Genomic DNA, 26,624 nt, shown 5'->3' on the forward strand with positions numbered 1-26,624 from the left:
AACATATAAGAAAATATTACTAGAACACACTCCTAATTTCCATAAGTCCCCAGTAACAAATTCTGATTCTGTTTGTTCAGCTTTTCATATGGTAAAAGTCATGTTTTTACCACACATTGAAAGAATGGCGTTATTTAACAGGACTATCAGATGGGATAACAAAAGAAAATTATCCCATTTATCTGATACCACATACCCACGTATTTTCAAACCTGATTCTGTAAAAATTTCCAATTAAAATAACCCGGAGAAGTCTCCGGGCTTTTGTTTCGTTCTTTTGATCAGCATTATTGCTTTACTTTAAGGACCACATCATCAATCACTATTTCATGCTCTCCAATCGGTGATCCGGCTGCTTTTCCCATCAGGAATTTTAATGCAGCTGTTTCGTCGGAAGGCATGACGAACTCATACGTATATGTCTGCATCTCTTCTGTAACGGTAGGATTTTCTCCGAGGAAGCGGGTGTATTGTGCATTTTCAATCGTCAATTCCAGTTCTCTCGGCTTGCTTGATTTTGCTTTAAAGGAAACCTCGTACATTATGTTCTTGGACAGCTTCATATTCTCCTGCTGAAGAATGACGCTCCAAGGTTCATTCCCTTCGTTACCAACCGTGATTTTCGCTTCATCCTTCTCCGCAGATACTGCTGCACCTGCGTCGTAATGGATGTAAGAGGTCCATGGTGTTAAACCTGCACTGAAATCTCCGTTTTTCAAAGGATTTTGATCCACGTTGCCGTCTTTCGTTTTTATGAGAACGACATCATCGAGGTACACATCCTCTTTTGATCCTCCAGCGTTCAGAAGAAGCTGTGCTTCCATGTCACTTTCTTCAGTCATCGTGAAGACAATTGTATTTTCTTCCATAGAAGTTGTCAGATCGATTGTTGTCGGCTGTGAATAATGGATGCTGCCATCCTGATCACTCACGTTCAGTTCGATTGTTCTTGGTTTTGCAGCTCTTGCTTTAAACGTCAGGGTATATTCATTTCCCTTTACAAGCTGAAGGCCTTTTTGCGAAAACTGAACAGACTCCGGTGTTTTTCCGCCGTTCTTGATGTCCAATCGCGCTTCTCTAGTCCCCTCTTCAACGCTTGCATTTGCTTTTGCACCTTCTGTATGAAGGTTCCAGTACGTCAGCCTGTCCATGTTTCCCTGGTCGAAGGTTCCGTTGTAAACATGATTTCCATTGGAAAGCACTGGTTTTGAAGCATTTTCGTCAAGAGGCTCTCCTGATATATCCTCCACGCGCACATTTCCAATCCATACTGGACTTGTGCCGTTTCCGCCGAGATTAAATTCCAGCCTGGACAGGATGTCTGTTTCATTGCCCATCTTAAATGTATAGGAGTAGGATTTCAGCTCTTCCGTAAGAGCGAAAACTTCTTCATTCGAGTACTTTACCCAGCCTCTTTCAGCGCCGGCACCCGTTTTCACCATGATATTTCTGACTGAATCAGACTTTGCATCAAAGCTCACTTTGTATGTGCCGCCCTCGGCGAGAGAAAGATTCTGAATCAGCTGCAGCGAATAGAGCTGACTTCCCGGGTTTGCGACCGTTATCTTCGCTAAATTCTGATCCACTGAAATTGCGCCCTGTCCGCCAAAATCAGGGAGATGGACAAAATTCCAATAATCGCGGCTGAAAACATCGTCTCCAGAATCCACATCGGTAATTGGCTGCTCAAATGCTGCATCGTAAATATAATTGCCGTCGCTTAAAGGCTGTTTCGCATCAGCCGGAAGTACAGCAGGTTCATCAGCAAGCTCTGTCGGTGTCTTATATTTGCCGTTTTTCAGATCAAAGACGCGCACATAATCAATTTCCATTTGCTTCGGGAAGACAGTTGATGCATCCGGGTCTCCGTCAAACCATCCGCCAACGGCCAGGTTCATGATCAAATAAAAGTTCTGGTCAAAAGGTGCAGGATAACTGAAATTCGCAGCGTTGCCGGTTCCTTTTGAGTACCATTTGTTCTGTGTTTGATAATGCTCACCGTCTACGTACCAGCGAAGCTCGCCAGGCTCCCATTCAAGGGCGTAAGTATGCCAGTCTTCAGTTGTCGAGCCATCCTTAAATTCATAATCTTTGCCTGTATATTTATTGTTCGGCCATCCTTCCCCGTAGTGAATCGTACCGGCTACAAGGTTTGGCTTGCTTCCCCATGATTCCATAATGTCGATTTCCCCGGAAGCTGCCCATGTACCGTATTTATCTTCTTCAGGAAGCATCCAGAGCGCAGGCCATATTCCTTTTCCAGTAGGAAGCTTTGCCTTAATTTCATAGCGTCCATATTTATGGCTGAAGAGTCCTTTTGTTTTTACTTTAGCCGACGTATAGTCGTATGTGCCGAACTGATCTGTGGTCTGCTCTTTTATTGCTTTTAAAATGAGCTTTCCATCTTTTGTGTAAGCGTTTTCTTTAGAGTCCGTATAATACTCTTTTTCATTATTTCCCCAGCCCGGCGCAATTCCGTTTCCATTTTCATCTACAATCCAGTTGCCGATATCAAAGTCCCATTTACTACTGTCAATTTCACTGGTGTTAAATTCATCTGCCCATACAAGCTCCCACTTGGGTTTCTTCACGTTTTCTCCCTGCCCTTTCTTTTCGGTTCCATTGTCTGCATGAACAACACTGCCCCCAATGGCCATAAAGAAGCTAAGCATTAAAGCGGCGGTTTTCTTCAAAGAATCCCCTCCCCAAAAAATAGTCTGCATCTATAAGTCTACCTTCCGCTTTATTTAAACTGGAGGCAGATAATTTTGTATAGGGGAGCAGGATTTTGGAAAAATGGAGAGGCTTATTTTTTACTTGGCATTCTAGCTTTTCTTTAAAATGGGTATTTATGTTAAAATTAATTTATAATTAGTGAGAGTGATGTAAGGGGGTGCTGATTTTGCATAATAGCAGCAAAAATCAGAAGAAATCAGACGAAAAATGGACAGTGATGTCATTGGCTTTTGGTGCAGCGATCGGAGCAATATTAGGATTAATAGCTTACAATAATCATTGGCTGGGCTGAAGGTTTATTTTTTATGTACGTTTTACAACATAGCCTTTTCATAAGAAAGAGCACCCATTTTCATGGGTGCTCTTAGAAGTCCTATCGAATCTGGCCGTTTCCTCTCATCATAAACTTCACTGTTGTCAGCGCCGGCAATCCCATCGGCCCGCGTGCGTGAAGCTTCTGTGTGGAGATGCCGATTTCAGCGCCGAATCCAAGCGCGCTGCCATCTGTAAATCTTGTTGAAGCATTATGATAAAGGGCTGCTGCATCGACTAAGTGCATGAAGCGCTTAGCTGTTTCCGCATTTTCTGTGATGATTGCTTCTGAATGCTTCGTGCCGTACTGATCGATATGATCAATAGCTTCATCAAGATTATTTACTGTTTTAATCGCAAGATCCAGGCTTAAATATTCGTCCGCCCAGTCGTCTTCATCCGCAGGAATGACATTTGGAAGAGCATCGGCTGCTTCCTTGTCGCCATGAATGGTAATGCCGTGCTTTTTCACAGCATCTGCAAGTATTTCTTTATTTTCAAGGAGCCAGTCACGATGAACAATCAGTGTTTCCGCAGCATTACATACTGCAGGACGGTCTGTTTTAGCATTGATGAGAATGTTCAGCGCCTTATCCGTGTCAGCTTCTTTATCAAAATATATATGGCAGTTTCCTACTCCAGTCTCTAAAACAGGTACTGTTGCATTTTCAACAACCGCCTTGATTAAAGAAGCGCCTCCTCTTGGAATCAGAACGTCAATATGCTCCTTCATTGTGAAAAGCTGCTGTGTTGCCGCTCGATCCGTTGAAGCGATAAACTGAACGGCTTCTTTCGGAATTTTCGTTTTCTCAAGCGCACGGTGCATCACTTCCACAATCATTTTGTTTGATGATAATGCAGACGAGCCGCCTTTCAGGACAATCGCATTGCCTGATTTCAACGCAAGTCCTGCCGCATCTGCCGTCACGTTTGGGCGTGCCTCGTAAATCATGCCGATAACGCCGAGAGAAACGCGAACTTCTTCTACCTTCAGCCCGTTTTCAAGTGTCCATTCAGATAAGACATCTCCTGTTGGATCGGGAAGATCAGCTACCTGCCGCAGCCCCTCTGCAAAGTCGCCGACGCGCTCCTGTGTAAGCGCAAGACGGTCCATGTAGGCTTTGTCATATCCTTTTTCTTTTCCTTTTGAGAGGTCTTCCTCATTTGCTTTTAAAATTTCTTCATAAGAACGCTCAAGCTCGTTTGCCGTGATTCTCAGTGCCTCGTTCTTTTCTTCCGTCGTTAACATGCTTAACGTTTTCGCTGCTTTTTTTGCTGTGATTGCCTGTTCTTCCACCGTCATCGGTTTAAGAGCTGCAATACTCATCAAAACGCCTCCTGTTTAATTAGCTCGGCACCTTCATCGAGAAATCCAGAGAGCAGACAAAGGTCTCCTGATCAATCGCTGCGGCCGATTCATTGTTTTCCTTCACATCTTTAAGCTGCTCTGTAGAAAAATTGATGCGGCCAAGGCCGAATTCTTCTTCGTCTTCATCCAAAATCGTGACAACTGCCCCGCCGTTAAAGCGTCCTTTCACTTCCTGAATATCAAGCGCGTAAATATCTCTCCGTTTATCAATAATGGCTGCTTTGGCTTCATTCGAAATCATCACTTTGCCTTCCGGACCTGAGTGGAACGCAATCCATTGTTTCTTGCGGTCAAGGTTAAAGGCATTGGCTTTCGGTTCAAAATACGTTCCTTTCGCCTTTCCGTTTACAGCATCCATTAAAATATCTCTTGTGCTGGATTTCCCAAGGAATGACTGGATACCTGAAGCCATGGCAATCTTAAATGCGGCAATCTTGGATTTCATGCCGCCTGTGCCGACTGCACTTCCCGAACCGCCGGCTGCCGCTTCAATCTCAGGCGTGATGGCATCCACTTTTTCAAGCAGCTTCGCATTTGGATTACTGTTCGGATTATCATCATAGAGTCCGTCGATGTCGGATAAAATAATCAGCAGATCAGCTCCGATGAGAGCGGCAACTTTAGCTGAAAGCGTATCATTGTCTCCGAATTTCAGACGGTCGACTGTGATTGTGTCATTTTCATTCACAATTGGAATGATCCCGCGCTGAAGCAGCACTTCCATCGTGTTTTTCATGTTTCCGTAGCGTGTTTCATCTGAAAAGTCGCCTCTTGTAATTAAGAGCTGGGAAGCGACATATCCGTGAGATAAAAAGAGCTCTGAATAAGATTCCATCAGCAGTCCCTGTCCGATTGAAGCGGCTGCCTGCTTTTCCGGAAGGTCTGATGGCCGGTTAATGCAGCCAAGCTTTCTGTAGCCTGCCGCAACAGCTCCTGATGACACAACGACGGTTTCATAGCCTGCATCTTTCAGTTCAACAATCTGGTCTGCAAGCTTTTCAAGCTTTCTGCGGCTGACTTCGCCGTGCATGCTTGTCAGTGAACTGCTTCCAATCTTAATAACAACTCTTTTTATCTGTTTCTCTTCTTCGTTTACCATCTTATCCCTCCTGATTTTTTTAAAACGGGCTAAGACGTCACCAACGCTCCGGCCATTTCTTCGTTCAGCTCTTTTGAACGTTTTGCAGCATGATAGACTGCTTCGGAAATGGCTTTTCCTCCATTGTTTTTGCGCAATGCTTCAAGCCCTGATGCCGTCGTTCCATTTGGAGAAGTTACTTTTTCTCTCAAGCTTGACGGTGCTTCATCATTTGAAAGAATCATTTTGGCTGCACCGAGAATCGTCTGGGCAACAATTTCGCGCACCATGTGTTCGTCCATGCCCTTCTCGACGCCTGCTTTCTCCATGTGCTCCATTAAATAGTAGAAATAGGCGGGTCCGCTTCCTGCAAGACCTGTGAAAATATCCATCTGGCTTTCTTCTATTAAAAATACTTTCCCCATACAGCTCAGCAGTTCTTTTACATGCAGAACGCTGTCCATGTCTGTATGCCTGCCCGGACTCAAGGCGGTCGCAGATTCCTGAATCATGCTTGACGTATTGGGCATGACACGAACCGTTTGCTGTCCGTCCTTCAAGTGATCTTCCATGAATTCAGTCGAAATTCCGGCTAAAACGGAGATCACCACTTGATCCGGCCTTATTTTGTCTTTCAGTTCACCGAGTGCATCCGCTGCACCCTGGGGTTTCATTGCGAGAATAAATAAATCAATTTCGCCATATGGCAGTGCGTCTTTAGTCAGCGCCTGAATACCATACTTTGCATTCATCTCCTGAAGCCTCAACTGATTGCTTCTGTTTGTCACATACAGCTGATCAGCAGGAATAATTTCTTTCTGTACTATTCCAGCGATCATCGATTCTGCCATCGATCCCGCACCTAAAAACGCTACTCTTTTTTCTCTAAGCATAATGTGCCCCCTCTGTGTTCGCTGTGTTTCCGTTCGTTTTTTCAACGGTTACTATCGTAACATGCTGAGAAGCAGATTCAAGGGATAACAGGACATTCGTGAGGATACGGTCGAGATAGTGAAAGGAAGCGCTATCATCATGCGGTTTGCCTTCAACAAATCCGTTTAATCATGATTAATTCGGTTTTAAGCGGAAATATGGCGATATTTGCAGAGAACAAAAGCGCAAGCGCCAAGGCCCGCTCCGATAGGCAGATAAGAATCCGGCGGAAAAGTCCGGTTTTGACATTTTTGACGGATTTGTTCTGACAGAGGATCTAGGCGCTTCCGCTTGCCGCTGATAACTTTATTATGTTATTCACAGCCGTTTATTCTTTATAATTTCCTAACAAATGAAAAAAGCTGCCGGCAATGTGATTGCCCGCAGCATTATCCTAATTCATCACCCATTTGTCTTTTAAAAACAGGATTCTTCCAATGATTAATGCAATGACCATAACGGCCAGGTTGCTTCCAAGGACAAGGAGAATATGATCATACTGGACGACTCCAAACAGGAGCTCCTTTAGGATTGTAAACAAATTCAGAACCGGAATGGCGAAGTGCTGGAACTCAAATTCATTGATTCCGATGCTTGTCGTCGTTAATGCAGGGATGGTTCCGATCATCAGAACCGGAGAACTGTAGCTTTGGGATTCTTTTACTGTCTTGCCGATGATGCTTGTCAGCATCAGAACAGATGCCATAAACATCGCATAAATGACAGAGATGAGGAGAGCCATGCCGATGATGATCGGTGCATCGCTTCCAAATGAAACAGCTTTTCGAAGGTTCTCTGTTAAAAAGGCAACTTCAAGCGAGACGACACCAAGTGTAATCAGCCCTGTAATGGCTCCAAGAGAAGAAATGGCCAGCCACTTTGAGAAAAGCAGAGTCGTTCTGCTGACAGGTGTCATAAGAAGTGCTTCCATCGTTTTCTTCTCTTTTTCTCCAGCAAAAAGATCGGATGCTGCCGGACTTGCGCCAATCCCGATTGCAAGTGCAAGAATCATCGGCACTAATAAAGCCACGAGGTTAATGGTCGGGTCTTCCTGTGTCATTTCCTTCTGCTCAATGGCAAGCGGCTGGATCATGGACGGATCTGTACCATTTTCAGCCAGGCGATCACCTACAACCGTTTTTTCATAGGCAGTCAAAGCTCCCGATACAAGTGTCATCAGCGTCGATGAATTCTGACTGAAGGAGTCCCCGATCATGGTAATGGAAGCTGTTTTTCCATCCTCAATTTTCGCAGTAAAATCACTATCAAGAATCACAGCGGCCTGCGCATCGCCCTCCTTGACAGCCTCTTCAGGATTTCCGGTTTTGACCAGCTCCACATTTTTAAGAGGGGTGAACAGTTCCGCTTCGGCCTGACTTATCGTTTCTTCAACCGCAAGCGTATACATATCTTCTTCCCCGCCTGAAACCATGCGTTCATAAAACAGTGTCAGCCCCGTCATTAAGATAATTGGCAGAAGGACGGTCAGGATTAGTGTCCGGCTGTCGCGGAAACAATCCTTCATCTCTTTTAAATAACAATTAAGAAGCATATTCATCTCTCCTCACAAGCTTACTCATGAAAATGTAATTTAGATCACTGCTGCCTTCTTCTTTATAAAGTCCTTCAAGATCTCCCTGATACACAAGTTCCCCTTTATGCATCATTGCGACAGAGTCGCACAGCATCGAGACTTCTTCCATAATGTGGCTTGAAAACACAATCGTTTTTCCCTCGCGCTTCAGCTGGTGGACAAGCTGCCTAAATACGTTTGAAGAGGTAATATCAAGACCTGTTGTGGGTTCATCAAACAGAATGATTTTCGGATTGTGGATGATGGCTCTTGCGATGGCCACTTTTTGGCGCATGCCTTTTGAAAAGCCGCCGACTTTTCTGTCCAGGTAGTCTCTCATGCCGAACATTTTTGACAACTCATCAATCCTTACTTTTGTTTCATGCTTGCTCAGACCGTAGAGGCGGGCGAAATATTCAAGGTTCTCCCTCGCAGTCAGCCTGTCGTAAAGGCCTGTTTCTCCTCCAAACAGGACGCCGATTTGTTTTTTGATTGAGGCCGGTTCTCTGACCGTATCAAAACCTGATACCGTCACACTTCCTTCAGAAGGTGTGAGCAGCGTTGCGATCATCCTGAGAAGCGTCGTTTTTCCAGCGCCGTTCTCACCGAGAAGTCCGGTCACTTCGCCTTCTTTCATAGAAAAGGATACATGCTTAAGGGCAGTGACAAATGTTTTCTTATCTTTAAACGTTTTAGTTACAGCCTGAACATCAATCATTTCCTTCACCTCATATGCGTTCGATTTGATGTCTTTATCATACAAAGCTTTTAAAAGAGAATCTGCACTTATGTCGTGAATTGTCCGTTTCATGTCGTGAAAATGCCAAAAAAGCTTTTAAATGGTAAAATAAAGTGATTATTCCTCCATTATGAAATTCAGCAATCCATTGAAGAGGAGACCTATTTATGAAAGTTGGTTTAGTGGATGACCGTTTCATTGATCTCGACAAACTGAACGGCATCATCTCAGGCATTCCGGATGTAGAGATTGTCTTTTCTACCCAATCCGCCGAAGAAGCCTATGAATACATAAAAAAAGAAGTGGTGGATGTCCTCATAGCCGATATCGAAATGCCTGACCTTTCAGGCTATGAGCTTGCGGATGTCATTCACTCTCATGCACTCAATATATCTGTCATCTTTGTGACCGGAAACAGCGGCTATGCCGTGCATGCCTTTGAACTTAATGTCCATGACTACATCATGAAGCCTTATCCGAAAGAAAGGCTCATAAAATCAGTTGAGCGGCTTATGGAAAAAACACAATCAGCGGATATTGCCGGGAGGCTTTACCTCAAGCAGAAAAACGACATTCACATCCTTCAGAAAAAGGATATTATCTTCATTGAACGTTCCGGCCGGTCGACGACCATCTACACGAAGAGCGGGGCCGTTAAAACATACCTGACACTAAATGAACTTGAAGGCGAACTTAGAGAGCGGGACTTTATCCGTTCACACCGGTCCTTTATCATCAACATTCACTACGTAAAAAACTTCTCTCTGTACGCCAAGAATTCTTATATTGTCACTTTCGAAGGATTAAACGGCCAGGCAATGATTACAAAAGAAAAAGTGGATTTTCTGCAGAAGCATTATTTTTAAGGCGGGGAAACAATGATCAATGAAAAAACATACTGGGTTCTGGCATCCTTAATTGGAGCGGTTCCTCTTTACATGGCTCTTGAGAAATTGTCCATTTCCTTTTCCGCTTATGCAGCAGGGTTGATTGCAGGAGGAGCGGGACTTATTCTAAGCCGGACAACCGTCTTTCATATGAATGGGCTGAGCGGAAAATGGCATCTGTTTTTAACGGTTCTTCAGATGGCTGTTGTTTCATTGTCATTAAGCGATCTGCCGATTCTTTTTCACACAGTGGTCCTTATCCTTTTTACGGGGACAGAAGCAATCAGGCTGACCGCCGCAAACAAGTTTTATGCTCTCAATCATGAGCTTGAACAGGCTGAAAAGCAGCAAACGCACCTTAACGAAACCTTTAAAGCGGTGCGGAGTGAACGGCATGACTTTTTAAAACATGTATCAGCCCTGCACTTTTTGCTTGAACATCAAAAGCAGGAGGAGGCTAAAGCCTATTTAGATGATCTTGTCGGGGAATATGAGCAAACGAACCTTTCAATAAAAGGCGAGCGCGGCATTGTGGCCGGAATGCTTCATCAGCAGTACAAACGCGCTCAAGCGGCAGGAATATCGCTTGTTTATGACCTTGACCATCCTGTATCAGCCCTTCCTTTACCTGACAGGCACATTGTAGCCCTTACAGGAAACCTGCTCTCAAACAGCATAGATGCGGCGGAAGAATGGCAAGCAGCAAGAGGCAAACAGGCTGAAGTGTCCATGCAGCTTTATAAAAAGAGCGGGCTTTATCTTCTTACCGTAAAAAACGCAACCCTGCCGCTGCCCTTAAATATTGTTGATCGGCTGTTTGAAGTTGACGGACTCACAACAAAAGGCGGAGAACATGATGGCCTTGGGACAAAAATCGCAAAAGATATTGTCCAAAAACACGGGGGATACCTCGACTTTATCCATAAAGATGAACAATTTACAGTGAAAATTAAATTACCTGCGGTTACAGGAGACATACAAAAAGAGCAGAAGGACTAATCCCTCTGCTCTTTTTCTTTCCAAACTTCAGGAAGCAAATCCGTCAATTCATGCGCGAGCATTGTATGAGCCGATCTGGTCTTTGTCCACCTGTCCGCACAGGCGCCGTGAAGATAAACGGCGTTTAATACGGCATGTTTCCAATCCTTGTGACAGCAGAGCATGCCGAGCATCATCCCGGTAAGCGTATCGCCGGTCCCGCCTTTTGCAAGGGCGCTGTTTCCGGTCGGATTGGTCCAGGCACTGCCATCCGGAAATGCCGTTACCGTGCCATTTCCTTTCAATACGATTGCAGCTCCGAGCTTTTTTGCCCAGTGCGAGGCAAGATGAAGTCTGTTTTCCTGCAGCTCAGTCACCTCTATACCTGTCATTCGGGCAAATTCTCCGGGATGCGGAGTCAGAATAACAGGAGATCTCCTCATTTCGTAAGTGCGCTCTGACAGCGCACCTGCATCCAGGATAATGGGACAATCCCCCTGAAGAAGGTGCTGTACCGCCTTTACGGTCTCCTCATTTGGTTCAAGTCCGGGGCCCGCAGCAATCGCTTTATATTCTGCTGTATTCACTTCTCCGTCCGACGTTTTTTTGAGGCCGTTCCGCAAATACGTCGACTCCGGAAGTACCGGCACAACATAGGGAATGACCTCTTCCTCAGTCCCGATTACAAGCTTTCCAATGCCGCTGCGCATGGCCCCAAGCCCTGAAAGCAAAGCAGCTCCAGGCATATCCTTGCTTCCTGCCAGAAGAAGGCCGGTTCCATATGTGCCTTTATGTCCAGAATTCGTTCTTTCCGGGAGTGTTTCTTTTACATGACCTTCCGTCCATTCCTCCATCATTTTTCTCCTCTCAGTAAGTGTTAACGCTCTTGGGTTTGAATACCGGTTTTGAAGATCGGTACCATTTCAAACAAAGAATACAGATAATCAGTGCATCAATCACATCCCCGCCGTAATACATCAGCATGCTTCCAAGCTCTGCCTGATTGAGCGGCACTCCCTCAGGAGGGTGCGCATACAAATACTTGGACAGGATGCCATGGGCGGCAAGAGCTCCGAGCAATACCGCCGACCTGTACAAATAGCTTACTCTGTGAAAAAAAGGATCTATGTAGAGCAGAGCCGCCGTAAAGAAATATCCTGCAAGAAACACGTGAAAATGAACGGCTGCATGCCAAAATGCCGACTGGTGCATCATGTGATACAAATCAGATGTATAAAGCAGCCAAAGCCCCCCGACATTTAAGAACGCTGCCGTGACTGGATGCGACAGGATGAAAAAAGGCCTGCTTTTCAGAATTCCCGTTACACGCCTAGCCCGGTCAGTATCAAGTGTTCTCAGCAAAAGCGTTCCAGGTGCAGCAAGGACCATTAAAAGAGGTGCAAGCATGCCCAGCAGCAAATGGCCGGTCATATGAAAAACAAAATGGCCGTGCGCTTTCTCAGCCAGCGGACCAAAAACAGCAGCGGCGGCACACAGATTTCCCGCAAACCAGAATGCCGTCCGGTAAACAGGCCATTTCCGGTACTGTCTGTTTGAATAAATAACGGCTGCGGTGTATAAAACGGCAGCCAAAACAAATGGCGCAGCCATGATATATTGAATGCCTGCACTTAATGTGTGATGAGCATGGTGCATCTTCAGCCCGCCTGCTTTCTTTTTTCACGGAGAATGAAATACACTCCTGATAGGAGCATCAGGACAGCTGTGACATTCCAAATCCAGTCATAGATATAAACATTTTCGACATACCTTATCTGGTGCAGCCCCATAAGCTTATGCTGCACGGTGCCGTCGTAAAGCTGAAACGCCCCTGCACCTGCAAGAACGCCACCCGTCCATCTCCTCACATTGAGTGACTGCCGCCTTCTCAAATCAGCAAACAAAAATAATCCTCCGATTGTCGCAAACCAGCTGAATGCATGGAACAGCCCATCCGAAACGAGCCCGATATCCGTCGTTGCCTTATCATAGAAATGATGCCAATGAAGCAGCTGATGAAAGATGGTTTCATCAATAAAAGCGACAAGCCCAAGACCGAAAAGAATGCCTGACAAAAGGTTCTTCCTGCGCGCTGTCATATGTATCCCCTCTCAAATAAAGTATCTGTTAATCAAATTTCCCTTCCGAACCTGGATGTAAACGAAGCGGCGGCAGGGCTTTTGGATGATTTTTAAATGGAAGCCAACAAAGAAAAAACCGCCGTAATGGCGGTTTTCTCATTCCATTCTTGCTTCTCGGCTGACTCTGCACACAAGCCTCATTAATGCCCGGTGCGCGGCTGGAACCAGGAGGAAGAAGCCATCCATCGTTTTTCTTAGGGGCATTGGACAAATAACTGGCTGATTCCGGTGAACGCCCTCAATGGCAAGCTTCGCAATCTTTTCAGGTGTCATCATTTTTTGCTTTTTCATCTGGCTGCTCATTTTGTCTTTGTCGATGTTAATGGCGGTGGCTTTATTAAAAATAGGAGTATCCACGAAGGCGGGACAGAGGGCCGTTACTTTTACCCCGTATTCCTCGGCTTCATAGTGCAGGGATGTCGTGAGGCCGACAACTGCGTGCTTAGTGGCAGAGTAGGCGGCAGAGACAGGTGCAGGTCCGAGTCCTGCTGCAGATGCGGTGTTGACAATATGTCCAAAACCCTGTTTTTTCATAAGAGGATAAGCAGCCTGAGTACCGTTCACTGCGCCCCAGACGTTGACATCCATGATTGTTTTCCAGTGGTCTATAGACATGTCGTACAGCTCGCCGTACATGGCAATGCCGGCATTATTAAACATATAGTCCAGACGGCCAAATTCCCGGAACGTTTCAGAAATAAGCTGTTCAACAGAATTGAATTCGCTTACATTTACATGCACATACCTTGATAAAATCTCTATATCATTAAATGCTGCTTCTGTTGTCTTACCTTCCTTGTCATCCACATCTGCGATGATGACAAAAACCCTCTTATCAATAAGTTCCCGGCATATTGCTTTGCCGATTCCTGATGCCCCGCCTGTCACAATCGCAACCTTTTTGACCTCATCCATGCACATTCCTCCAATTGGAATATTTACCCACAAATCTATTATATAGGAAGATTTAACACATGAGACAAAATACCTGGATTGTTCCTGAAACCGTCACAAAAACAAAAGCGTAAGCGCCAAGGCCCGCTCCGATAGGCAGATAAGAATCTGTCGGAAAAGTCCGGGTTCCGCCTTTTTTGACAGATTTGTTCTGACAGAGGATCTAGGCGCTTCCGCTTGCCGAGGATAACTTTTTCAAATTATTCACAACCTGATACTCTTTATAATTTCCATAACAATTAAAAAAACCTCCATTCGACAAACAATGGAGGTTTTTCAAGTTATTCAGGAATTCCGGCCTTATCAAACGGGAAAAAGCGAAGCTTCACTTCCCCAATCACTTCATCTTTTGCTATGGAGCCAATTTCACGGCTGTCCCTGCTCTGACGGCGGTTGTCCCCCATGACAAAATAGGAATTGTCAGGCACTGTGACCTGAAAATCTTCTGTTAGCTGTTCCCCATAGCCCAGCATATTTTTATTCGCTGCCAAGTAAGGTTCCTCAAACTGCTTTCCGTTGATGTACAGAACATCCTGTTTCATTTCAATCTGATCACCGGGCAGGCCGATCACCCGTTTGATGTAATCCCGGCCTGGCTCGGGTGAATGAAAGACGATCATATCAAATCTCTCAATGCCGCTTGTTTTTGAGATAATCAGCCGGTTTTGATCCTCGAACGTCGGCTGCATTGATTTTCCTTCCACCACTACAGGAGCAAATAAAAACTCTCTGCAAATGACTGCAATGGCCAATGCAAAAAGGATGGATTTAATCCAGCTCCATATTTCTTTTCTTGCATTGCTGGTTTTTTCATGTTCTGTCATTGCGGTCCCTCCAATGATTCAGCCCGTATTAAACAAATGACCCTTTGCAGAAGTTACGGTTTTTTTCCTGAACTGAATATGATTGCAAAAGCGACGCCAAGAGCGATTCCTATCGAAATATTATCAATCGCGATACCAAGTCCTGCCCCTGCAGCCATACCAAAAACCCAGCCTGCACCTGCCATCTTTTTTGTGCTCATGTCCTCATCTCCTTGCTTATTCTACGAAGGATAATGCTGGAAAGTTTCACTTTTGGCATGAGTACAGCAGAAAAGATCATTTCTTCATGTATGTTTGTCCGAATGCTGCTGCACTTCTTATTATATGTTTCTCAGCTAAAAAAAGAAATTGACAGCATGTGCTGAAACCTTTTTTATGAGAAAAACCTTTAATCCTAAAGAAGAAGCGGCGCCTTAATGGCACCGCTTCTTCTTTAGGATTTTGGATAGGTTTTATTCAAAAAGTCCACCGACTGGTTAATAAGCTGTCTCAGCACGTCTTCATCGACGTCAGCCAGCTTGTTTATATAAACACACGCCTTGCCCGTTGTATGTTTTCCAAAGTCCTTTAAGAGTTTTTCCCGTTCAGAATCACCTGTTGCAAAATAAAGGCTGATTTTCGCTTTGCGCGGTGAAAAGCCAACAAGCGGCGCGTCTCCTTCATGTCCTGTAGGATACTTATAATGGTACGAGCCGAACCCGATGATGCTCGGACCCCACATCTTAGCGTCAAATCCCGTTGTTTCTGTAAAAAGGTCCAGAAGCCGGTAGGCGTCCTCCCGCTTTTTTGGAGATTCGACTGCTTCAATAAACTCCACAACGCTGTGATCCGTTTCCTTCGTTTTCAGTTCATAGGCCATCTGATCCGCTCCTTATTCACAGGTTTTTTTTCAAGTAATGATGCTTGAAATCGCGTCCGACTCCGTCAAGTGTGCCGTACACCTCATACCCGTGCTTTTTATAAAAATCAACCGCCTGGAAGCTCAGTGTATCCACTTTGACAAAATCGCATTCTCTCTCTGCGGCAATCTTCTCCGCTTCGGCAAGAAGCTGTGAACCATACCCTGAGTGGCGCAGATCCTCATCAATCATCAGCGTATGAATCTCAAGCCAGTTCCAGCAAATTTCGCACAGGATACCGCCGCGAACTAAACCGCTTTCATCTTTAAGATACACATTTACTTCCTCATACCGTCCGTTTAGATCTTCAGGAAAATGCATCGCGTTGTACTCATAAAGTTTTTGATTCACAAAGTTCTTATTCGTTTGGCTGTTTTCTTTTGAAATGATAAATCCCATATGCTGTCTCCCCATTTACATAATGTTATACATACATTCGTTTTAATCGTATAATTTCCTTCATTTTACCACAAAAAAGAGGGTCAGTCCCCTGTCACTTTAACGTGTTGGTGGACTGACCCTCTTTTTATTACAGCTTTAAAGCAGAAGGGGAATTCCCCATTAGTTTCCGTATACTTTACCAGTTGAAGAGCTGATTGTTCCGCTGTTCACGTTAAGCGTATAGGAGAGCCCGCCGGAACCGGTCCAGGTTGATAAGTTGAATGTGTTTCCGTCTTTCAGTTTATAAATGGAGATATTATTGTATGTAAGCGAACTTCCGCTCACACATCGGGTTGGCGCCTGGTTGGATTTTGCCATGTAGACAGCTGCATTTACAGCTCCTGGCTGGGTTACAACTTTTGCTGTTCCGTCTTTTTCAACAAGCAGCGCCGATTGTTCATTAAGGCCGATGCCTTTGGCCGAGGTTCCTGTCTCTTCCCCGTCCTGAATATTACGGGCCATAAACGTAAGCAGTCTTCCCATCCTGTCTCGCTGCTCGAAATGTGTGTCAGTCTGAATGTTATTATTGTGAGGGGTCTGGATCAGATAATCGGTGAATGAAATGAGACTGCTGTATGGATTTCTCAGAGCAGTTAAAGAGTCCAGTGTTTGTGAACCTGCGGATATTGCATCATAGATGTGGTCTCCCTGAATCATTGCACCCGCGCTTGTGCCGCCAAACGGCACATTCTGAATCCGATTGTTCAGAGCTGTTAATGCAGGAGATCCCTCAAGAAACTCCACATAATCCGCCTGGTTCCCGCCGGCGAAGAAAATGGCCTCTGCTTTATTAATGCGATCGATCAGCGAAGAATCGGAACCTGCCTGGGTTAGATTCGTTACTACGACGGTGTTGACTGAGTTCAGCGGTTTGCCGATGGATTGTGCCAGATCGTAGAGATACTGATTATAGCCGTTGGAACCTGTCGCCCTAATAATGAGGAAGTCTCCTCCGTTTGCTTTTTGTATCATCCATTCCATCGCTTTATCTACATCTGTGCTTCCGCCCATATAAACTTGGCCAAACGATGCGGCAGTCACTTTATCGGTGGTGCTTCCTGTCGTATACAGTGTATACGAGGACGCTGCTTCAACATTATTCACTCCTGAAAACGACACAAGACCACCGACTAAAGCTGCACATACCATTACCTTTTTTCCTGCTGTTTTTAAACTCTTCATAAAAAGCCTCCTTTTTATTTGAAAATTCAAATAAATAGATGCAAGTTGTGTGCCAACTTACGGGATGCCCGTCCTTTCAAGGGTTGCAGTTCACCACACCCACTAATTGGGCGATTTAGGCTGTTAGAAAAACCTAAAATAAACCCAAATCGACCAATAATTTTCCATTTTCTAACAAAAGGGGTCAGTCCCGCTGCACGTTAAAGCACAGCGGGACTGACCCCTTTTTTCACTTTTCATTCCCACTTAAACGTAAAACTTGCTACAATAAACGCCCCCACCGCCCAGCAAGCCAGGATCAGCATTTCTGTCCCGAGTGTCGTGACAGCGGCCCCGACATTCATGACTTCTCTTAGTGCATGGCTCAAATGGGAAATCGGAAGCGCATAGACGACCGGCTGAAGGAAATCAGGCATGTTGCTGATCGGGAAAAAGACGCCTCCCAGAAACAGCATCGGGAAAGATAGAAATCCTGCAATCGGAGCTGCACTTTCCGGCGTCTTTGCAATGCCGGCAATGATAAAGCCTATAGCCATAAACGCAAGAGTGCCGAGCACCACAAACCCGATCAGCGTAAGCCATGATCCGCGCACATCCACCCCGAATATCAACTGGGCTATAACAAGGACAAGCAAGGCCTGCAGTCCGTTCAGCATCAGCCGTGCCGTAATCTGTGCAGCAATAAACGTCGAAGCTCTAAGCGTGGTTCCCTGCATTCTTCTCAGGATTCCCCGCTCTCTCCATGCTGCAATCTGTCCCGCTACCCCGTTCATATTGTTGCTCATAATCATCATGGCAACGATGCCCGGAACAAGAAAATCGATATACTGCAGATTGAGGGTTTCAATCCCTTTTGCCTCTGTCACGACAGCGGGCTTGTAGCCGACTTTTTCTTTGCTGATCTGATCGACCGCCCCATTTACGAGCTGAAGGCCGATTTGAGAGACCGCTGCATTTGTTTCATCGTAGTAAACCGGAAGTGAGGCTGGATTTTCGTCTCCATTGTTCTCCCCGTACCCTTCAGGAATCACAATTGCAAGTTGAAGATCTCCTTTTTTCACTTTCCCGAGTGCACGGTCTTCCTTAGTTTCTTCTTGAACCTTCATTGCCTGGTTTTTCTTAAGTGCTGTCACCAAAATCTTGGATTCATCTGATTGATCCTGATCCACCACACCGACGGTCACAGACATAGTGTTTCCGCCGCCAAGAAACGAGCCAAGCATCACCATGAGAAAAATCGGAAAGAGCAGAGTCCAGAACAACACCTGCTTGTTCCGCATGAAAATGCGAAGCTGGGTTAACGTCAACTGCCAGTAAGCTCTCATGCTTCCCTCAGCCTCCTTCCAGTCATGTGAATAAAGACATCTTCAAGAGTCGCCGTGCGTATTTGCAGATCAGCAAGCTTAAGCCCCTGCTCTGCCGATGTCTCAATCAGGCTCGTCAGCGTTGCCTGCAGATCATCTGTATAAAGAATAACCGCATCCTTCTGGCTTCCGACCTGCTTTACTCCTGCAATCCGGCTGAAATCAACCTCAGCCGCCTCTTCTTCAAAACGGAACTCCACCGCATTTTCAGAGTGAAGATTTCGGACCAGCTGAGCCGGTGTATCAAGGGCAATCAGTTTTCCCTGATCCATGATGGCAATTCTGTCGCATAATACGTGTGCTTCATCCATATAGTGGGTTGTTAAAACAACAGTCACGCCACGTTCCTTCAACTTAAAAATAATATCCCACAGCGTTCTTCGCGCCTGCGGATCAAGTCCCGTCGTCGGTTCATCCAGAAAAATGATCCACGGGTCGTGCACAAGGGCAAGAGCAATCGCGAGCCGCTGCTTCTGTCCGCCAGACAGACTCTTTATTCTGCTCTTCGTTTTATCCGTCAGCAGCATATCCTCAATCAGCGGATGGATAGGGACATGCTTCTTGTAAAAACTGGCATACAGCTGCAAAATCTCCTCCACCGTCAAAAGCTCAAAAAGAGTCGTAGACTGCAGCTGCACTCCAATAACCTCTTTGACCTTCTTTAAATCCCTGACAACATCAAAGCCCCCAATATCAGCCGACCCGCCGTCAGGCTTCCGCAGGCCGACAAGCATTTCAAGTGTCGTCGTTTTTCCCGCTCCATTCGGGCCGAGCACGCCAAACACTTCGCCTTTGAAAACCTCAAACGTAATGCCGTCCACTGCCGTAAAGTCCCCGTACGTTTTGATTAACCCGTTTACGCTGATCATCTGATTCTGTTCAGACATTTTTCACACTCCAAAAGGAGACAGATTGGTGCTGCCTCCGGTTTGATAAAGATATGTATTTATTCGCTTTTTGGAGTGAATATTCCTTTAAAGGGGTCAGTCCCTCATCCCTTTAGAGTGATGAGGGACTGACCCCTATTTCTTATTTCCCGAACATGCCGCTCATTATTTCAACAATCTCGAGTTTTCGGCCACGTGTATGGGTGATCGTTATTTTTGATGCCGTTTTGATGACTTCTTTATTCAATTTCCAAAGCGGGACATGAACAGGGAATGCTTCATTTGTTTTGATGCCGTAAGTTTGATAGGAATCGGAAATACCGGAAGCGTTTGTAATTGAAACGCTCATTCCCTCTTCACTCTCTGAATCAAGGGCAGTTACAATCAAGTAATTTTCTTCACTTAAATCCTTTACCTCTTCAAGGAAGTATTCTCCTGTATCCTTCTCTATCGTCCCCTTTATTTTGCTCAGGTACTGTTTATATGAAACCTCACCGACTCCATTCGTTTCTCCCATCATCCTGCGGTGGTCTTCAACAAAACGGTCATAGAGCGGTTTTGTTGTCTTTCTGTCCATATGATACATGCCCATTGTCTGATAGAATTCATTATGATTTACATACCAGTCAAAGACCGTCCAATAGTCAATAGCCGCCACATATCCGTTTTCATTGACGATTCCCTGAGGAGAGACAGTCGCTTTTTCAATCAGGGCAAGCTGGACATCCTCATAAATCTCAACCTGCTTTTCAATAAAGCTCTTGTCCGCATTGCTCCAGATTCCGTATTCCGTGTTGATGATCGGTTTGTCAGGCCATCTCGCATGAGCTTTTTCAATAAAATCACGGGTACCTTCATAAGGCGTACTGCCGTGGAAGATACCGAAATACATCGTCCAGCCTGCAACATCCAGCGGCTCCATCGAAGCATCATCAAAACCGGGCTGATCCGCGGCAGCACTCTGTGTAATGAGGCGCCCGTCATTATAGGATTCTCTAACCTCTGACACTAATCGCTCATTATAGTCCTTCCTCAGAAGAACATCCTTTGATTCATTTTGCGTGCTCCACATGATGATTGACGGGCGGTTGTAATTGGAATATATCATTTCCCGCCACATTTGATAGGAGATGCCCCGCTGCTCCTGTGCTTCGTAATGGTGTGTTTCGAACTGCCAAAGCGGAATCTCGCTCATCGCCGTAAGCCCCAGGCGGTCGAGCATAAGGAAGGTATAGACATGATTTGGGTAATGAGCGGTCCGAACCATATTAACAGACAAATCAGCAATCTGAAGGAAGTCACTCTTGATCCGTTCCCAAGACGCGGTTCTTCCATTCGCCGGCCACTCCTCATGCCTGGCAACGCCTGCGAGAAAAACAGGTTTTCCGTTCAGCTTGATTTGAGCTTTATCCGTTTCCAGTTTCCGGATGCCAAACTGTGAATAAAATACATCAAGCTGTTTCTCGCTGTTAGAAACCTGTACCTCTATAACATATAAATTCGGTTCCCGTATGCTCCACAGCTTAGGAGCAGCAATTTTCACCTGACAGGAAATGACCTTCGTTTCTCCTGCCCCCAGAAAAACAGGTCTTTCATCCATCCCGTTGAACTCCGCTTTACCTGCACAAATGCTTTTCGCATCAGGCTCTGTTAAAAAATCGGGTGATAGATTGTCAGTTTCATGTACATACCCCTTAAGGATCAAATTCTGCTCGCTGTCTGTTCTATTTTCAAGCACAACCGTAACCTCAAGGTCGCCTTCCGTATTCTTCGGCACCACATCTGTCCTCACGACCTGTACGGAATCTGTGGATTCAAGATAAAGATCGTGAATGATTCCTGTATAGTTAAAAAAGTCATTGTTAACAGCAGGGACCGTATCAATGCGCGTCGTCCAGGGAGGATTATCAATCCTTACCGCAATCGTATTTTCTCCAGTGATGACCAAATTTGTAACGTCAAAAGCAAAAGGTGTATACCCGCCCTCATGACAGCCTGCATATGTCCCGTTGATCCAAAAATCTCCGACATATGAAACACCAAGACATTTAAGAGTAATCACTTTTTCACTCCAGGTATCATCGAGAAGAAACGCCCTTCTGTACCACACCCCGTTTTCATAGGTTTCCGCTGAGTTTACTTCTTCTTTTCCAGTCAGGCTGTTTTCAGGAAGCGGAAGACTTCGGGAATCCCAGCTGCTGTCATCAAATGTCAGCGAATGGTACCCTTCTCTCTCAGTTTTGCGGATCCACTCATCATTTCTCTCACTCATCGACCAATCATGATCTGCTTCAAAGCGCTGTTTTTTCCATTCACCGGCAAGATTAAGAATCTTTCTTTGCTGCTGCTCAAACGATGGATAAGGGATATCATTTTGAAAAGGCACGGCCCTCCCGTCGATTGTTTTCAGCTGCATCGTAGCTTTTAAGCTCCCAATCTTTTCATATGTATTAGATGTCACGCTGCTGCACCAGCCTCTCTTTTAATATAGTAAAACGAAGAGAATCAAAGCGATATGCTCTGATTCTCTTTTTGTGTTATTCCGAACCAAGCTTTTTGGCGTTTTCTTTCATTTTTTCATTTCTGATTTTAACAATAGAATCGAAGTTGTTTGCCTCAAGGAACTTTTCATAGTCCGCTTTAAGCTTGTCAAATTCTTCGTCGTTCTTAGCCCGCAGCATATTGGCAAGCGTCGTAGCCCAGTAAGAATTGATATTTGTTAAGCTCCGTGCTTCTCCAGTCCCCTGATCAGGGTCTGTATTCTCAAGAATGAACTGAGGCTTCAGCTTTCCTTTTGCCCAGTCTGTAATTTGAGAGGTAGCTTCTACAGGTTCATTTTGTCCTTTTTCAAGCGCAAATGTATCGTGCCCGAAGAACCAGAATTCGCCCAGGCGGTACTTCTTCTTGAACTCATCAGGGTTTGAATCGCGAAGCTGTACAACCTCCGGCTTCAGGACAGCTTTTCCTTCAGCATTCAGATCATATGTTTCTCCTTCAATTCCATATGTGGTCAAATACTGCCCTTCATCGCTAAGCAAATAAGTAAACAGCTGAATCGCTTTTTGAGGATCCTTCGCGTTTTTCGTCACATACGTTACAGACCAGCCGGAAATACCCGTTTGACTCAGCGTCGGCTCATTTCCTTTCGTACTCTTTGGTCCATCAATGGCAATGTATTTTTGCTCAGGGTTCGAAGCAATGTTTTTCTGAAGGGCGCCTCCGAGCTGAATGGCTCCGCTTATAAACATTGTCGCATAATCCCCGCGCGCCACTTTTTCTTCAAATTTCACGTTGTCATCAGAAAAGTTGTCATCACTGATGTAGCCTTCTTTATAAGCCTTATTAAATGTACTGATCCAGCTGAGATAGTCTTCATCCAAATTTCGGTTATACCATTTGCCGTCTTCTGTTGTGATTGGCACCCCTAGATGATTTTGCAGAAAGTGAGAAAGGGAGCCTGTATCACCGGCTGCCGAGAATCCGCGGAATCCGAATGGCACTGTTTCCGGGAATTGTGATTTAATTTTTTCCATAGCGGCCAGAAATTCTTCGGGTGTAGACATACTTGGTTTCCCAATCGCTTCATAGATATCTTGTCTGATGACAAAAGCGTCCATACCGGGAATCATATTGGCTTCATAATGCTTTTCTGTATTTGAAAAACTAGGATACCCGTAAGTATTGCCGTCCTTCAGCTGATACCAGTCAAGAGTCTGCTTTTCTGCTACTTTATAAAAATATGGATCGTATTTATCGGCAAGTTCATTCAGCGGCAGCGCCCACGTTCCGGCTTTTTGGGCAGTTGGTGAATTCCCCCCAAAGATCGTTATGATATCAGGCAGCTCGCCGCTTGCAAAATACGTATTCAGTTTTGTATCGTCACCCGTCAAAAATTTGATGTCCAGATTCAGGTCTTCCTTCAGTTTCTTTGTAATCGTATCGTTGCCGTATTCTTTGTTGAACCAATCTGCATTGACATACCAAGTCAGTTCTGTGCTTTCTTTTTTATCGGCCTTCCAGGCAGGTGTATTTTTGTCCACCTCATAGCGCGCTTTCTCCTTCGTTCCTAATCCTTGCTTGCTTGAAGCACTCTCAGAATTGAAACACCCTGTCAAAAGCATCGTGAGTGCCAGCACCAGAATAATCCCCTTTGAAAACAATGATTTCAACATTCTCTCCATCCGCTTTTCCCCCTAAGTAATAAAATAACTATCAGTCCCCCGTGAAGTGTTAACGCTTACAAATAAGCTCCTGCGCATAAAGGAAATCCTACTCTTTCACCGCTCCAATCATCATGCCTGAGATAAAATACTTTTGCAGAAACGGGTACACAAGAACAATCGGCACAGTTGCAATAACGATGGTCGCAAGCTGGATGGATTCAGATGATGTTGGAATCACAACAGAACCTACCGTCTGCATCGTTTGTGCCTGCTGCTGAACAATAATTTCATACAGCTTCATTTGAATCGGGTACAGCGCTTCATTGCTGATATAGAGCTTGGTTGTAATATAATCATTCCACTGGTATACCCCGTTAAACAGAGCAATGGTCGCGAGTACGGGCATAGACAGCGGAATAATGATTTTCATAAAAATGGTCCATACCCCGGCTCCGTCCATCTTCGCTGATTCTTCAAGCGAGCTCGGGATCTCCCGGAAAAAATTCATAATGATAATCATGTCGTAATAGCTGAAGAGTGCCGGAATAATGTATACCCAGAAACTGTCGAGCAGTCCGAGTGACTTCATCAGGAGGTAGGTCGGAATCATCCCGCCTGAGAAAAACATTGTTCCGATTCCCATTGCCGTATATACATTCCGTCCCAAAAGATCCTTTTTGCTCATCGCATAAGCAACCATGGCTGTGAAAAACACATGAGTGACAACTCCGATGACCGTTTTTAAAATAGAAATCATAAAAGCATTCCAAATACTTGGATCATTGAATACCAGTTTGTAGTTTTCTAGCGAGAACTCTTCCGGCCAGATCCTGAGCCTTGAACTTCTAAGCGTATCCGGACTGCTGAATGAAGCGACGACAATATCCCAGATCGGAAAGATGATCACAAGCGCAAACAGCGACATAAAGATAATATTCACAATGTTAAACAGCTTGTTTTCCTTTACTTTCGTGCTTCGTTTTGGACTTTTCACGGCAATTTGTATGTTTTCTGTATTGGCTACCTTCATAGCACCCTCCTTAAAACACCGAACGGTCACTAAATTTCTTAGTGAGGCGGTTTGTAATAAGCACCAGGATCAGCGAGATGATTGAAATTCCAAGACCGACAGCAGTCGCATACGAGAAATCCCCCTGGGCAAGCCCTATTTTATAAACATACGAATTGATTACCTCTGCATGAGATGCATTCAGCGGATTCATGAGTACTAGCGTCTGGTCAAGGTTGGAACCAAGAATGCCTCCAACTGCAAGAATAAACATTAGCGAGATGATAAATTTCATCAGCGGCAGCGTAATGTGCCAAATTTGCTGAAGCTTGGTGGCACCATCCATTTTAGCCGCTTCATAATAGGTAGGATCAATTCCGGCCATTGTCGCAAGGTAAATAATCGTTCCCCAGCCCACACCCTTCCATACATCTGAAAGGACAGCAATCATCCAATAGCTTTCTGGTTCCACAAGGAAGTTTCTAGGACTGTCCAGTACACCAATTCCGACTAAAATTGTATTGAGCATGCCGGTTGTCGACAGCCAGCTGATCAGCATTCCACCAACAACAATCCATGACAGAAAATGCGGCAGATAGGAAATGGTCTGAACCCACTTCTTAAACCATCCATCCTTTAATTCAAAAATCATAATCGCAAGGATAATCGGTGCTGTAAATCCGATCAGCAGTTTCAGAAAGCTAATCGCAAGCGTATTGACAACCGAATCCCAGAAAAACTTGTCTCCGAATGCCACTTTGAAATTCTCCCACCCCACCCAGGGTGCTGAGGCAATCGTGTCTGTAACCGAGAAGCTTTTAAAAGCGATAGTTAATCCATAAATTGGCACATAACAGAAAATAATCATAAAAATAATGCCGGGAAGCACCATGACCTGAAGTGGCCACTGCTCCTTAAGCTTTTTCAAGAAAGGCTTTTTACTTACTTGCACTCCTTCTATTGCCATTTCCCTTCTCCCTTCGCTGTTGTATAAAAACGTTTTTATTTTAAAGTAAATATAAAAGCACTTAGTTTGTAAGCGCTTTTATATTTAGTCATTCATAAAAACCATTTTATTTACCGAGCATGAATTTCTTACAACCAGTGTTCCTTCAAGCTTGTCTAGCCTGCCTGTATCCTTTTTCTGGATCATGGCGAGCAGCCGCGTTCACTGCCAGAAGCCCCTGTCTTGCAATCGGATTGTTCACAGTCGTAATTGGGGGATTAAAAAAGCCGCTGATGTCGATGTCATCAAACCCAATAACGCTTATATCATCTGGCACTACTAACCCTTCTGATTTCAATGCTTTTATTGCTCCAATCGCGCTGAGATCATTTGCTGCAAAAAACGCATCGGGAAGCCGTTTTCCATTCCTGACGTAGGATTTCACAGCCGAATAGCTCGCTTCTTCTTCGAAGTACCCGACCAGCCGGTGATCTTCATGAAATTCAAGACCCGCTTCCATAATCGCATCCCTGAATCCGCGGAACCGTTCGATGTCGTCGTATAGATTCGAGTATCCCTGTATGTATCCAAGACGTTTATGACCCAAATTCATTAGATAACGGGCAACAACCTGCCCCCCCTTGTAGGAATCAAATACAACACTGGACATCGTCCCGCTCACTTGCTCCCTGTCGAGAAACACAACCGGCGCCTTTGCCTGTTCGAGCTGCTCAACATTTTTGTCCGTAATATAATCGTTCAAAATAATTGCTCCGTCTACGCGTTTGCCCAGAATACTGCTGAGTGCGCTCCGGTCATTTTTTGTCACAAACACATTCAGTTCATAACCATTGCGCTCACATTCCTTGTAGACAGCATCGGTCAGAATTCCGTAGTACGGTCCCTGCATGCTTGTAATAAATAACCCAAGAACCTTCGTCGCGCTTGTTTTCAAATTCCGTCCGTTCACATTGGGAATGTAATTCAGCCTGTTGGCGACATTCAGCACATGCTCACGTGTTGCTGCATTGAGCACATCCACGCCGTTCAGAGCATTGGATACGGTTGAAATGGAAACACCCGCTTCTCTTGCAACGTCTTTAATGGTGATTTTTGTCGTAATTGTACTCTCCTGCCTTCAATAAAAACGTTTTTATTTATGAATCTAGCATACTCCCTAAAATATCCCTTCGCAACGTTTTTTTTACA

The 26,624-nt window shown here is 45.0% G+C and carries 24 protein-coding genes; 2 read left to right on the forward strand and 22 right to left on the reverse strand.

The window, feature by feature from the left end:
• Window positions 1-287 precede the first annotated feature (287 nt).
• From RKD52_RS19635 to RKD52_RS19660, 6 genes are all read right to left on the reverse strand, one after another.
• Entirely contained in the window at window positions 288-2,693 is a 2,406-nt protein-coding gene (locus RKD52_RS19635) for a carbohydrate binding domain-containing protein (protein WP_454101031.1), read from the reverse strand.
• 416 nt (window positions 2,694-3,109) lie between these two features.
• Complete coding sequence (locus RKD52_RS19640; RefSeq protein ID WP_454101032.1) at window positions 3,110-4,375, reverse strand: glutamate-5-semialdehyde dehydrogenase; 1,266 nt, start codon at window positions 4,373-4,375, stop codon at window positions 3,110-3,112.
• Window positions 4,376-4,394: 19 nt separating this feature from the next.
• A complete protein-coding gene (proB, locus tag RKD52_RS19645) occupies window positions 4,395-5,516 on the reverse strand; it encodes a glutamate 5-kinase (protein WP_454101033.1) in 1,122 nt (373 codons plus the stop codon).
• Window positions 5,517-5,545: 29 nt separating this feature from the next.
• The gene (gene proC / locus RKD52_RS19650; RefSeq protein WP_454101034.1) at window positions 5,546-6,388 is read right to left on the reverse strand and encodes a pyrroline-5-carboxylate reductase; all 843 of its coding nucleotides are present in this window, start codon (window positions 6,386-6,388) and stop codon (window positions 5,546-5,548) included.
• Between the two features lie 434 nt (window positions 6,389-6,822).
• On the reverse strand, window positions 6,823-7,980 hold the full coding sequence (locus RKD52_RS19655) for an ABC transporter permease (protein ID WP_454101035.1): 1,158 nt from the start codon (window positions 7,978-7,980) through the stop codon (window positions 6,823-6,825).
• A complete protein-coding gene (locus RKD52_RS19660) occupies window positions 7,970-8,719 on the reverse strand; it encodes an ABC transporter ATP-binding protein (RefSeq protein WP_454101272.1) in 750 nt (249 codons plus the stop codon). The genes RKD52_RS19655 and RKD52_RS19660 overlap by 11 nt, the downstream gene beginning before the upstream one ends.
• A gap of 188 nt (window positions 8,720-8,907) precedes the next feature.
• Here RKD52_RS19660 and RKD52_RS19665 point away from each other — a divergent pair, with 188 nt between their 5' ends.
• Entirely contained in the window at window positions 8,908-9,606 is a 699-nt protein-coding gene (locus tag RKD52_RS19665) for a LytR/AlgR family response regulator transcription factor (RefSeq protein WP_454101036.1), read from the forward strand.
• A gap of 12 nt (window positions 9,607-9,618) precedes the next feature.
• Window positions 9,619-10,626, forward strand: a complete 1,008-nt coding sequence (locus RKD52_RS19670; protein ID WP_454101037.1) for a sensor histidine kinase — start codon at window positions 9,619-9,621, stop codon at window positions 10,624-10,626.
• Here RKD52_RS19670 and RKD52_RS19675 read toward each other — a convergent pair.
• From RKD52_RS19675 to RKD52_RS19750, 16 genes are all read right to left on the reverse strand, one after another.
• On the reverse strand, window positions 10,623-11,462 hold the full coding sequence (locus RKD52_RS19675; protein WP_454101038.1) for an NAD(P)H-hydrate dehydratase: 840 nt from the start codon (window positions 11,460-11,462) through the stop codon (window positions 10,623-10,625). The two genes, RKD52_RS19670 and RKD52_RS19675, sit on opposite strands and share 4 nt — an antisense overlap.
• Window positions 11,463-11,472: 10 nt before the next feature.
• Complete coding sequence (locus tag RKD52_RS19680; protein WP_454101273.1) at window positions 11,473-12,267, reverse strand: cytochrome c oxidase assembly protein; 795 nt, start codon at window positions 12,265-12,267, stop codon at window positions 11,473-11,475.
• On the reverse strand, window positions 12,264-12,704 hold the full coding sequence (locus RKD52_RS19685) for a DUF2243 domain-containing protein (protein WP_454101039.1): 441 nt from the start codon (window positions 12,702-12,704) through the stop codon (window positions 12,264-12,266). Before RKD52_RS19685 ends, RKD52_RS19680 begins: the two co-directional genes overlap by 4 nt.
• Before the next feature lie 138 nt (window positions 12,705-12,842).
• On the reverse strand, window positions 12,843-13,661 hold the full coding sequence (locus tag RKD52_RS19690; RefSeq protein ID WP_454101040.1) for an SDR family NAD(P)-dependent oxidoreductase: 819 nt from the start codon (window positions 13,659-13,661) through the stop codon (window positions 12,843-12,845).
• 320 nt (window positions 13,662-13,981) lie between these two features.
• Window positions 13,982-14,524, reverse strand: coding sequence for a signal peptidase I (gene lepB / locus RKD52_RS19695; RefSeq protein ID WP_454101041.1), 543 nt, complete (start codon window positions 14,522-14,524; stop codon window positions 13,982-13,984).
• A 53-nt stretch (window positions 14,525-14,577) separates the two neighbouring features.
• A complete protein-coding gene (locus RKD52_RS19700; RefSeq protein WP_168713777.1) occupies window positions 14,578-14,724 on the reverse strand; it encodes a hypothetical protein in 147 nt (48 codons plus the stop codon).
• Between the two features lie 233 nt (window positions 14,725-14,957).
• Window positions 14,958-15,383, reverse strand: coding sequence for a DUF1801 domain-containing protein (locus tag RKD52_RS19705; protein ID WP_454101042.1), 426 nt, complete (start codon window positions 15,381-15,383; stop codon window positions 14,958-14,960).
• 16 nt (window positions 15,384-15,399) lie between these two features.
• Window positions 15,400-15,822 carry a GNAT family N-acetyltransferase gene (locus RKD52_RS19710; protein WP_454101043.1) on the reverse strand — a complete coding sequence of 141 codons (423 nt, stop codon included), beginning with the start codon at window positions 15,820-15,822 and terminating at the stop codon, window positions 15,400-15,402.
• 162 nt (window positions 15,823-15,984) lie between these two features.
• Entirely contained in the window at window positions 15,985-17,046 is a 1,062-nt protein-coding gene (locus tag RKD52_RS19715) for a cyanophycinase (RefSeq protein ID WP_454101044.1), read from the reverse strand.
• A gap of 236 nt (window positions 17,047-17,282) precedes the next feature.
• Window positions 17,283-18,371, reverse strand: coding sequence for an ABC transporter permease (locus RKD52_RS19720; RefSeq protein ID WP_454101045.1), 1,089 nt, complete (start codon window positions 18,369-18,371; stop codon window positions 17,283-17,285).
• On the reverse strand, window positions 18,368-19,297 hold the full coding sequence (locus tag RKD52_RS19725; protein ID WP_454101046.1) for an ABC transporter ATP-binding protein: 930 nt from the start codon (window positions 19,295-19,297) through the stop codon (window positions 18,368-18,370). The genes RKD52_RS19720 and RKD52_RS19725 overlap by 4 nt, the downstream gene beginning before the upstream one ends.
• A gap of 142 nt (window positions 19,298-19,439) precedes the next feature.
• On the reverse strand, window positions 19,440-21,758 hold the full coding sequence (locus RKD52_RS19730; protein WP_454101047.1) for a glycoside hydrolase family 2 TIM barrel-domain containing protein: 2,319 nt from the start codon (window positions 21,756-21,758) through the stop codon (window positions 19,440-19,442).
• Between the two features lie 76 nt (window positions 21,759-21,834).
• A complete protein-coding gene (locus RKD52_RS19735; RefSeq protein WP_454101048.1) occupies window positions 21,835-23,478 on the reverse strand; it encodes a sugar ABC transporter substrate-binding protein in 1,644 nt (547 codons plus the stop codon).
• Between the two features lie 88 nt (window positions 23,479-23,566).
• Complete coding sequence (locus tag RKD52_RS19740; RefSeq protein ID WP_454101274.1) at window positions 23,567-24,385, reverse strand: carbohydrate ABC transporter permease; 819 nt, start codon at window positions 24,383-24,385, stop codon at window positions 23,567-23,569.
• Between the two features lie 115 nt (window positions 24,386-24,500).
• Window positions 24,501-25,436: an ABC transporter permease gene (locus tag RKD52_RS19745; RefSeq protein ID WP_152554780.1), complete on the reverse strand. Its 936-nt coding sequence runs from the start codon at window positions 25,434-25,436 to the stop codon at window positions 24,501-24,503.
• 145 nt (window positions 25,437-25,581) lie between these two features.
• Window positions 25,582-26,538, reverse strand: a complete 957-nt coding sequence (locus RKD52_RS19750; protein WP_454101275.1) for a LacI family DNA-binding transcriptional regulator — start codon at window positions 26,536-26,538, stop codon at window positions 25,582-25,584.
• Window positions 26,539-26,624: the final 86 nt, after the last annotated feature.

Source organism: Metabacillus sp. SLBN-84, from assembly GCF_053629595.1.